General features: G+C 65.0%; 6 protein-coding genes. 2 read left to right on the forward strand and 4 right to left on the reverse strand.

From position 1 onward, the window contains the following. Nucleotides 1-188: 188 nt before the first annotated feature. Genes C7C46_RS28230 through C7C46_RS28245 form a run of 4 tightly spaced genes read right to left on the reverse strand, consistent with a single transcriptional unit; the run spans nucleotide 189 to nucleotide 7222 of the window. Nucleotides 189-1925, reverse strand: coding sequence for an AIPR family protein (locus C7C46_RS28230; protein WP_110672762.1), 1737 nt, complete (start codon nucleotides 1923-1925; stop codon nucleotides 189-191). Next, entirely contained in the window at nucleotides 1912-2925 is a 1014-nt protein-coding gene (locus C7C46_RS28235; RefSeq protein ID WP_110672763.1) for a PD-(D/E)XK motif protein, read from the reverse strand. Before C7C46_RS28235 ends, C7C46_RS28230 begins: the two co-directional genes overlap by 14 nt. Beyond that, nucleotides 2922-5801, reverse strand: coding sequence for a Z1 domain-containing protein (locus C7C46_RS28240; RefSeq protein ID WP_110672764.1), 2880 nt, complete (start codon nucleotides 5799-5801; stop codon nucleotides 2922-2924). The genes C7C46_RS28235 and C7C46_RS28240 overlap by 4 nt, the downstream gene beginning before the upstream one ends. Continuing rightward, entirely contained in the window at nucleotides 5798-7222 is a 1425-nt protein-coding gene (locus C7C46_RS28245) for an ATP-binding protein (RefSeq protein ID WP_181442581.1), read from the reverse strand. The genes C7C46_RS28240 and C7C46_RS28245 overlap by 4 nt, the downstream gene beginning before the upstream one ends. A gap of 566 nt (nucleotides 7223-7788) precedes the next feature. Here C7C46_RS28245 and C7C46_RS28250 point away from each other — a divergent pair. After that, on the forward strand, nucleotides 7789-9069 hold the full coding sequence (locus C7C46_RS28250) for a hypothetical protein (protein WP_110672766.1): 1281 nt from the start codon (nucleotides 7789-7791) through the stop codon (nucleotides 9067-9069). Beyond that, nucleotides 9066-10196 carry a hypothetical protein gene (locus tag C7C46_RS28255; RefSeq protein ID WP_110672767.1) on the forward strand — a complete coding sequence of 377 codons (1131 nt, stop codon included), beginning with the start codon at nucleotides 9066-9068 and terminating at the stop codon, nucleotides 10194-10196. Before C7C46_RS28250 ends, C7C46_RS28255 begins: the two co-directional genes overlap by 4 nt. The last annotated feature ends 274 nt before the right edge of the window (nucleotides 10197-10470 follow it).

The raw sequence follows: 10470 nt of genomic DNA on the forward strand, positions 1-10470 counted from the left end.
ACGACACCACAGTTAACCCATGGCAATCAACCAAATGCCCCGAACCGCCATAGTTTTCGGTGGCTCGGCACAAACGGCTGATGCGGTCCGTCCCAGACGTACCGCTGGGCAGTGACGCAGCAGTGTTCAGGGCACCGGAAAAGATGGTTGCCCGGCTACACATCCTAACGATCAGGTAGGTGTGGATGTCACGGGGCCCAGGCAGAAGCCCGCACTCTATCCCAGCACGCCTCCTTCTTGCACCACTCGGTGACGTTGGCCGCCTCGGGAGCGTCCACGAGCAGGGGCCGAACGACGTCGTTCGCCACGCCGGGAACAGCCTCACGCAACCAGGCCGGGAGATCCTGTGTCCGCCAGATCTCGTCCAGGTCGATCTGGTCGACGCACCGGTCGACGACCAGTGACATCACGTAGGTGGCGGTCGGCCCGAGGTAGCCACCCAGTTTCATGGACTGAATGATCTTCCTGGTACGACCGAAGATGATCGCCTTGGCCACCAGGTGACGGAAGTGCCGGCGGTCGGGCACCACTGGGGCTGCTCCGCCGAGGACGTCGGACGTCCAGATCTGGAAGCACTTCTCTGCGCCGAGGCTCACGTCGTGGGGACGTCCGAGGAACGCCAGCTCGTACTTGGCGAGGTCAGTCTTGCCGAACTTCTGTGAGATGGGATTCTGCGCCCGGAAGTCACGCTGCTGTTTGCCGCGGTCCAGCCTGGAAAGGTCCACCTGGTACTGGCCGCGCACGCGCTCGTAGTACCAGCGGGACTGCGCCGTACTCCCCTCCCGTGCCGGCACCCAGTCGGATCGGGAGAGCCTCTCGATCGCCACGTGGAACGGTCCGTTGGCCTGGAAGTCCGCTTCCTTGATCGCGTTCTGGGAGTTCGCGCACCGCGAGATCTCCGAAACGAGCTGGTCCAGCACGTCTCCGCCGACCACGGTGATCTTCGCGGATACGGACACCCGGTCCAGGCTGCGAGGGTCGCGGGTCCACAGGTTGTGCAGCGAGGCCGTTGTCTGGCCTCCGTTGACGATCTGCAGGTTCACCAGCTGGCTGATCTCGTGGACGCCTCCGGTTCCAGGCGCTGTGACCACGGCACTGGCGGTCGCTGACACACCATTGTTGTACGCGAGGAAACGGCCAGGGGTGTTTCGGACGGTCTCCCCGATGCCCTTGTTGACCTTGGTGCGTGCCTGCAGGTAGGCACGCACGTTGCGCTGGAGCAGCTTGGCACCGTACTCGTCGTACAGCTTCGCGATGACGTTTCCGGGTATCGCGGTCAGCAGGCACGAGTAGTCGTCGTCACCTGGCACTGGCAGGCAGGCGAGGGGCGGGTCCAGGTGGATCACCGTGTCCTCCTCTGGCCTGCCGGACGAGGCGAGACGGTGGAGACGTGCGATGTCCCAGAGTTCGTACGTGCACCTGAGGCCGGCAACCTCCTCCTCGTCCCACGCGTCGACGGTCACACGCCCGTCGGTGACGAAGAAGATCCTCACCCTGGACAGCTCAGGCCAAGCGTTGTAGATCGCGAGGGCCATGGGGTGAGCGCGATCGGTCTCGGCCAGATCCAGATGGATTCCCCGACGGCAACGATCCACGAAGCTTCGGGCCCGCCGAAGGGCCCGCTGGACCTCGGCCTTCCGGATCACCTCGGCTTTCCGGTTCAGGTCGGCGGTAACGATGTCCAGCGCACTTCCACCGCGGCCGATGAAGTACCCGAAGACCTCCATCGCTCCGCGTCCGGTGTCGGTCTCCTTTCGGAAGTAACAGGGTTCGACACCTTCGAGTGCCCCGTCCTCGACCAGGTATCCGCCCACGACCTCCGTGAAGGAGTCGTTGAAGTAAGGCGTCCCCGTTGACTCCCCGAAATTCGCGCGGGCGGTCTCGTGAAGGTCCTCGGCGAAGTCCCGCAGATCACTCTCGGACAAGGTGCTCCTCCCCCAAACGACTCGTCTCGTACCCCAGCAGGTCCCGAGCCGTGGCCTCGTCCACCTGGAAGGGGCCGCAGAGCCGCAGGTCCAGATTGTAGGAGACGCCTGACACGCCGGCTGGGAGCATCGAGCTGACTATCCGTGGGAAACCGTCCTCGACGCGGTAGAACCTGCGCCCGGCGAGTATCCAGCGCTCGTCCTCGTAGTGACGCCGGTGGCTCTCGACCCAGCCGGCCTCCAGCAGGGCGTCCTCCAGCTCGGACAGCTGGCCGGTCAGACCGCGGTGCTCCCGCAGCTCATCGATCAGGTCGGGGAGGCTGAGCCCGGTGGAGTCCCTGCGGAGCGTCTGGTGCGTGAGCAGAAGAGTCGTGAGTGAACCAGTACCGAGTTGCTCCTCACCGTGGATCCGACACCTCGGGAACCGCTGCCTACTGACTGTGGTCTTGGTCTCCAGTCCCCAGTCACCCCACAGGAAGTCCTTCGCGCCACCGCGTGGGCCGGTCCAGCTGGCGACCGCGTTACCGGCAAGGGCGTGAACCACGATGTCCCTGAGCACGAGCAGCTCCCCGAACAGGCCGGCCCGCTCCTCGGGTCCCAGAACCTGCCCGAGCCCCCGGCCCAGCATGCGCTGCCACGTGGCGATCCGACGGGTGACGGTCGCCGCAGGAGCCGCCGACGTGCTGGCAAGGTGCCCCAGCAGGTCGGCCAGAAGGGCGGAGAACACGCCCCGATCGGTGCTGGGCTGAGCCACGATCTCCACGTTCCCGGCCTGAACCGAGCAGGTGAGGCCGTTGGCGAGCACCAGGTCCCGGTCGTCGAGGTGCTCCGAGCTGTCGATGAGCACGGCCCACTCGCCCTCGGGAAATCTGACCTCGGCGAAGACGTCGAGCGTCACGGCGGACTGCAGGCGGCGACGCACTGCACCCGGTCCAACGGGCGTCTCGGCCTCAAGGGCATCGAACAGCGCTGATATCTGCGCCGCACTGGGGCTCGTCACGCTTCCTCCGCCTCGTCAGTAATGTCCGCGACCATTCCCTGGAGTTCCTTGAGGTAGATCTCGTTGACGCGGTACTTGGTGGACCTGGCGGTTTCGGACGTTGGGAGGGACAACGCGTAACCCACGAGCGGAAGTCGTTGCGTCGTACCGTCAGCACCGACCCGCGTAACGTCCGTGAGGCCGTCGGGGTAGGCCACCTGAGTCGCGTCCACCGGGTAGATGAGGAGAAGGCCCTCACGTGCGTCACGGTGCTGACGCAGCTGCCGGCCGCTGGGACGCACGGGTTCCTTACCACCGCCGCCGCTGTTCCTGAAGTCCAGCAGGGTCGCCTCCTCGGCCAGCTTGTGGGCCGCCTGCGGGATCCCGATGGCCTCGTGGCCCGGGCTGACCAGCACACCGACCGGGAAGTCGGTGCCTTCCGCCACCTGCTTGTCGGAGTTCACACCCAGGGGCTTACGGGTGACCTGCCTGAACGTGTCCCCGCCGACGTCCAGGCGCTGGTGAGGAGAGGCACCAGCGGTCACGGCTACGGTCCACGAGGTGAGTTCGCCCCGGGCGACCTGGTTCTCGATGTACTGCTTGAGGAGGCTGGGCGATGCCTGGAGGTTCCTCCCCGACGCGCTGAAGCCGTCCAGGAACTCGGTCACTACTCGGGCGGGAACCCCGGTCCGGAAGAAGCCCGTGCTGCCGTACCGCAGTTCCGGTTCGAGTTGGTCGCAGTCCTGGATGTCCTCCACCAGGCGCTCCAGGCGGGCGTAGTTCTCGACGACGTCCTGCCTGCCCGTGCGCATGAAGAGCGTCTCGGGCCGCTGACCGGCCGAGGAGAGGGAGATGACCGTGGAGCCGCGCATCTTCGCGGCAGCGGTCACCTGGAGCTTCTCGTAGCCGTCGAGTACTCGCAGGCCCACGTCGGCAGGCCGCTTGTTCGTCTCTGCCAGGAACGAGACGAGATCCATGAGTTCGCGATTCGCACGAGTGACGTGCACGAATGAGTCGACCAGGCTCTTCGTGGTGTACAGGCGTGTCCCGTCCAGGTAGCCGTTCCTGTAACCGAACCACCTGCCCATCTGCATGAGCGTGTCGTAGGTCCTGGACGCACGCAGGTAGTACGAGACCGTGAGGCCTTCCAGCGTCAGGCCGCGGGAGAGCTTGTCGCCACCAACCGCAATGACCGTGGCCGGCGTGCTCGACTCGTACTCGAGGACGTCGGCCGCCAGACCGTTGATGGTCTTCACACCCTTGACACAGTCCTCGAGTACACCGGGGATCTGGGCGAGGACCTGGTCGAAGTCGACCGGCTCGCCCACAAGACCGCTGAGATCCGACCGCTCGCGCAACGTGTCGTAGGTGCTCACGTGGTCACGTTCCCAGAGTTCACGGAGCCGGCCCCGCAGACGCTGGCCGGCTGCTCCGTGGTCTCCCCAGAGGTTGTCCATCTCCCGCAGATGTGACGTGATCTGTCGCGCGACCGCGACCTGGGTGGTCCGGTATCGGGTGACGTGGACCAGCATCGTGTTGTGCCCCGGCTCAACGCCGTACTCCGCAGTCCGCGCCTTCCGAGCGGCTGTCGAGAGCACGAAGGCGTCGACGGCCTCGACCAGGGACCCGGGGAGCCGACCTGCGGGCTCGTGGTCCTTCGTGTGGTCGTCGGGCATCCAGGCAGCCTCGTCCTCCACGATCCGGATCACGGGAAGGGGCTCTCGGACCTCGTCCGCCGCTGGATCGTCGAGTCCGAACACGGTCTCCGGACCGCAGTAGTTGGACGGCGGGTTCAGGGCCACGATGAAGCTGCTCGGGAAGAGGTCATCCCCGTGGTCCGGGTGATCGGTGTCGTTCGAGATGAAGATGTTCGCGAACGGAGTCGCTGTGTACGCCACGTAGGCGCGCTTCTCGAAGGTACCGAGGATCTCCCTTATGCAGCGGTTGATCGCGGTGGGGTCGTGGTCAGGATCGCTGGCGGTTCGCCCTCGGCGCGGCTTCTTCGTGTCCACGGACGCGTAGTCGGCCTCGTCGTCGATGATGAGCAGCGGAAGGTCTGTGATCACCTTCTTGCCGTCCGGCTGCTCCGTTCCGTGTCCCTGGAGCCACAGCCGGAGGTTCTCCAGGATGCGCGCGTTCTTCTTCACCACCGCGAGAAGGCGCACACGTCGTGGGTCCACTGGTGTCGACTCGAGCGTGTTGGAGTTGAAGTCCTTGTTCTGCGTGGTCATCGACATGCACAGCAGGGGTTCCTTCATGTCAAGGTTGCCAACCCCGATGTACGTGGACCCGGCTGTACGCTCGCGCATGAATCGTGTGTCGAATCCCAGGAACTCCAGGTCCAGGCGTGCCTGCGTCTGGTGGCGCAGGCTCTCGTGCGCCCCGGTGAGGACGATCACCACGCGGTAGCCGGCGTCGACGGCCTTGCAGACGAGACCGGTGTAGTTGGCTGTCTTGCCGGACTGGACCTGGCCGTAGGTCAGCCCCCTCGTCAGCCAACCTCCTGGGCGCTCTGGGTCCTCCATGAGGGACAGCACCGTGTTCGTCGAGTCGCTGAGTGTCTCGACCGTCGCCGGCTTCCAACCCTTCCTGTGCAGCAGCCAGTTCTTGTAGCGGTCCCAGTACCGCCACTCGATGTCGTTCTCGCGCCTGTCGAGCCACTGGCTGTGCTTGGCTGGATCGAGGACCCAGACTTCCCGAGGGGCCCAGACGTTGAAGCGCTCCTCGAGGGCACGGGCGATCTCCTCCGCGGTCACACCGGGGCGCACCAGACGCACGGCCCCATGCACGTCCTCCGCCACCTGGATGAGGGCCTCTCGGGTCCTGGAGGAGCGGTCGATCCGCATGACCATCGCCTCGGCGATGTCGAGAGCGAACTTCAGGTCATCGCTGCTCATCTTCCATCTCCGTCCGTGCTTACTTCTGAGGTCAGTTCAGCCACCAGGGCTGGGAAGCGGTTGAAGGGCTCAACCGAGGCCAGTGCCCGAACCAGGCGATCCCGCGCGACGGGATCCTTCGGCAGTCCGACAAGCATCGCCGTCAGCTCGGCGCGAACCACGTTCTCGTCGTCGTGCTCGAGCGCCGCCTGCGGGGTGCGTGTCTCGTCCCGCTCCGCCTCGATGGCGATCAGCCCGACCGGCACGGTGCGCTCGACCAGGCGCAGCAGAGCCTCGACTGTTGCCCTGCCAGGCGCCTCCAACGCGGCCTGCACGACTGGATGCTGGCGATTGACGACGTAGTCGATCGCACCGCCCCTCTGTCGCGGCAGCCAACCGAACGTGATCTCCGCGCCCCGGGCTCGCGTCAGGGTCACTGCACGCTGCCGGAAAGCCCGGACAGAGGCCTCACGGGCGGCGCAGGCCAGCCGTGTGAGGTCAGCTTCAAGACCGGGAGGCGCGTGAACTCGGGACTTGCGCACGTCGACCTGCCAAGCCGAGTCCGCCTTCTGATCGATGTCCACCTCGATCCGGGCGAGACGGGTCTGATGGGTATTCGTGAGGTCCGGGAGCCCGAGCCAGCCGCCGGCGGAGACCAGGCGGTTGCGCCTGTACACGTAGAAGCCCTGCTGGGCGTTCCACCCACGAGGCCCGGCTGCGAGATCCAGTTCCTGGTTGCTGAGTCGCGCAGGGTGGGGAAGGACGAACGGAGTGACCTTCACCGCCCCCTGTGGGCCCAGGAACTCCGTACCTAGGTCCTGGGTGGCCATCCACTTCCGCCAGAACGGATCCCAGGCCCTGACGCTGCGTGGGCCGACGCGTAGGTCGAGCGTGCCAGCGGCCAGGAACCTGTGGAACCACATGGCCAGCCGGACTCGGGCCTGGCCTATGCGCTGCGCCAGTACCTTTCCTTCGCCGGCGTTGTCCAGGTGCCTCCACAGCACCATCGTCCCGGTGCCGGTGAAGGCGACCTCCTCCGCGATCTGCAGCGCGTCGGCGTCGGCCTCTGTGAGTACCTCCCAGTCGTCGACCCTCGCGACGTGCTCGAGGTCCCACGAACGGCACGTAAGTCGGCCAGCTCTACGAGACAGAACAGTCAGCAGACGACACTGGGACAGAGACGCCGTCTTCAGGCCTAGCCCGAAGCGTCCGAGATCGGCCCGGTCGCGGAGCGCCGTCGGCCCATCCCCTCCCAGCCGTAGTGCCTTGTGAAGCACGGCCTCAGTCATTCCCTTACCGTTGTCGACGATCGCGACCCAGCTCTGGCCCTCCGTGGTTGAGAACTCGACCCGCACCTGGGTCGCTCCGGCCGTAATGCTGTTGTCCACAAGGTCAGCGAGCGCGGTGGCCATGTCGTAGCCGAACGAACGCAGGCTCTCCATCAGAGCGGACGCCCTTGGAGGGTTCCGCACCCCGGCCCTGGTCTCCTGCCCCACAACACCCCGCCCTCGCGTCAAGCACTGCATGCACAGCGTAAGGGAGGCCGCCGACACTGGTAGTCGTAACTGGATCTCCGGTGGTCGTAGTTCTGCCCCTGACCAACACCCTGCTGGGTGTCGGCACTGGGGGCTGACTTCGCGTTGTCCTGTGAGGCTGGCAGCGCCCGTTCATCTGCGGAACGAGGTGGCCGCAGTTCACGATCGACCGGCAGGACGTCAGGTCCGCGCTGGAACAACCACGACGCCCCGGCGATCACCGTGACGGACCTCTCAGGCCTCGCCTACGAGCGCCCAGTCAACGCGGTTGACGTTCCAAGGAGTGAGCTCCCAGCGGTCACGCTGCAAGGGCGCGCTCGGAGACGAGGAAGTGAGGGCCGCGAGGGGGCACGTACAGCCGGCCCAGCTCGCCCGCATCTCATGATTCAAGCACTCCAAGGCATGGAAAATGTGATATAAGTCACACAATTGGGAACGGGTTTGCTGCATCCGATAACGGGCGAGGTGGCTCGATGGAGAAGTTCGACGAGGGATTGCGCTGCCAAGATGTGCATGCGGGACTGCGAAATGTAGACCCGAACTCGGGCTCGCTGACGCCGCTGGCGGACACACAGCTAATAGGCATGGCCGCCAGCCTGGCCGCCCTGGTTCGCGGCCAGGAGGTCATCGACAACGCCCAGGCTCTGCGCGCCGTTGCGGCAGAACAACTCGATGTCAGCGTGTTCGCCTTCGATCAGGTCGTCCTTGCGCTAGCAGACATGGGATTCGTCGAGGGGGTACAACGCTCAGGCGGCAAGATCACTCGGTTTACCGAGAGCGTGCCGTACTACGACGACCTGTACGCGAAGCTCGGGGAGGCGTGGCGAGATCGTCAGCCATCGGAGACCGAGGAACAGATGGTACTCCTCGTGGACTACCTGGCTGACGGGCCCGTGCCAGAGGAGGAAGCTGCCAGCAAGGTAGGCATGGACTCAGCCATGCTGCCCAGTTTGCTGGAGGTGGGCGAGCGATCCGGACTGGTCAAACGGATCCAGATGCCGGATGGTGATGTGCTGTACTCGCCGTTCTTCGGCTTCGAGAACCCGCAGGTGATCGCTGAGCTGGTCCGCGATCACGGCGCGGACCAGCTTGCGGAAGCGTTCGCAGCTGTGCGGGGGGAACAGGGCCTGCCAGTCGGCGATAGTCAGCCTCTGCTGCAGGACGCGATCAAACGAGGCCTGATCCTTGCCCCTGCGGTGGAGCTGCCGAACAGCACCGTGCAGCCGTTCGCAGCACTGCCCTACACACTTGACCGAGAACTGCTGCGTAACCGTAAACCAGTCCTGGAGAAGGCGCTGGCAGTGCTGGCCTGTCTACGATGCGGACAGCACTTCGGAGGCGCAACCAACCTTTCGCCCGATGCATTGGTAGCTGTTATCGACAAGCTGCTCGATCCGAACCGCGGTTTCCTGTACCCGCATGAGTCCCACGAACGGCAGTACCGACTGGTACACGCGGCTGGGCTGATCGCCTTCGACCCCGACATGATGCCGGGCGGTAGGTGGGTGACTCCGCGGTTCATCGATACGCCAGACAACCGTGAGGCGTTGCGGGTCGCCCGTGACCTGATCGCGTTCGGCGAGCAGCTCGATGGTCGGGTGGGCGATGAACAAGCCCGGCAGACACTAGCGCTGGGGCAACCGTTCACGGCGCCCATGCAGACCATGCAGCGGACACGGATCAAGGCCCCGGTCAGCCCAAAGCAGTGGCAGAGCGTTGTGAATGCTGCGCTCGGAAGGGGACACGCACGATGAGCGAACTCGATCTGGGCCTCAAGGTCGCCTCTCGCCGGCTGCTGTGGAAGATGGGCTACACGACTCGCCTGGACGTGGTGCTCCGAAGCGTTGCCATGCGCGACGCCTCGCCGACTGGGCCCCGGGGGCGCCGCTCTGATGCCCCCGAGGCATACACCGACCTGGACGTCCTCGGATACACAGTCGGGGGAGGATTTCGCCTCCAGAGCGCCATCGTGGACTGCAAGACTTCCAGTAAGGGCTCGACAAACCGGATGTTTTGGGTCCGGGGCGTCGCTGACTTCTTTGCTGCGGACACCGCTTATATGGTCCGTGAGAAGGATCTGACCAATGCCGCACGGCAGCTGACATCCCGCCTGAGGATCTCCGCGCTGAACAGTGCAGAGGTTACCCGGCTCGAAGACCTGCATTCCTGCGATCTCGCGCTGGATGCCGAGCCGCTGGCATGGCTGTTTCAGCCGGAGAAGGCCACCTCCGTTCTACGTGCTTTCAGCGGGTTGGACAAGCGCCTGAAGCCGCTCGTGGACTACCGAGAATTCACGTACTGGATCACCGAACAGCACCGCAACCCGATGCAGATGGTCGACGAGCTCGCCGCTGTCGCCCAGCACCTGGACCCCCGGATCCCGCAGCACCTAGCCCTCGTTCTCGACTGCGCGTGGCTGTACCTGCTCGCGCTGAGCCATGCGGTGGAAGCCCTGAGGGCCACTCACATCGCTGACCCTGATCGCGGCTTGCAGGAGTACTTGTTTGGAGGGCCAGCAGGGTTGCGCGAGAAGCAAGGTCTGTCGCATTTGCTGGAGACCATCAAACGCAGTGGCGCCCTCCCGGATGAGGTACATGTTGAGCTGCTTCCGACGTACTTCCCACGGCTTCGTGAACTGGTGATCCGCATCTTGACGCGTCCGGACGCAGTGCTGCCAGCTCTGCGAATGCTTGAGCTGGCCACCTCCGTCACCGCACTCGGCAAGCGCATTGAGAAGCCAGAGGACATGGGTGGCCTATACGAGGAGGTAGCTGCCAAGCGAGCCGCCGATGTCGTGGGCTTCCTTGTAACCAGTGCCAGCTTGGACATCGGCTTCCGGGCCCGGGCCCGCTCCTTGCTTCTTGGCGAACCTGTGACGTGATGTTCGGCATCTGGGCCCGCTGGCGACCAACCTGCCACCGACCGCTCGCAATAAACAGGCGATCACCAACTCCTGCACGACGCCTGCTTTAGAGGCGTCGTGCAGGAGTTGGTGACCTCATCGGGAGACATCGTCCGCGCTACTGCAGCCTCGCCACTTGGCGGACCATCAAACGCCCACAACGACCAGCCATGTTCTGCTGCTCCTGCCGAGCGATCGAGCCTGCGGGAGAGCCGATATCGTTCCGTTAGCCTCAATACCAGTGACTTAAGGA

Origin of the sequence: Streptomyces tateyamensis, from assembly GCF_003205575.1 — a bacterium.
Classification (GTDB): domain Bacteria; phylum Actinomycetota; class Actinomycetes; order Streptomycetales; family Streptomycetaceae; genus Kitasatospora; species Kitasatospora tateyamensis.

Excerpts from the sequence above, each read along its gene's own strand:
- C7C46_RS28240 (WP_110672764.1), bottom strand. The coding sequence starts at position 5,801 with ATGAGCAGCGATGACCTGAAGTTCGCTCTCGACATCGCCGAGGCGATG.
- C7C46_RS28245 (WP_181442581.1), bottom strand. The coding sequence starts at position 7,222 with ATGGAGAGCCTGCGTTCGTTCGGCTACGACATGGCCACCGCGCTCGCT.
- C7C46_RS28250 (WP_110672766.1), top strand. The coding sequence starts at position 7,789 with ATGGAGAAGTTCGACGAGGGATTGCGCTGCCAAGATGTGCATGCGGGA.
- C7C46_RS28255 (WP_110672767.1), top strand. The coding sequence starts at position 9,066 with ATGAGCGAACTCGATCTGGGCCTCAAGGTCGCCTCTCGCCGGCTGCTG.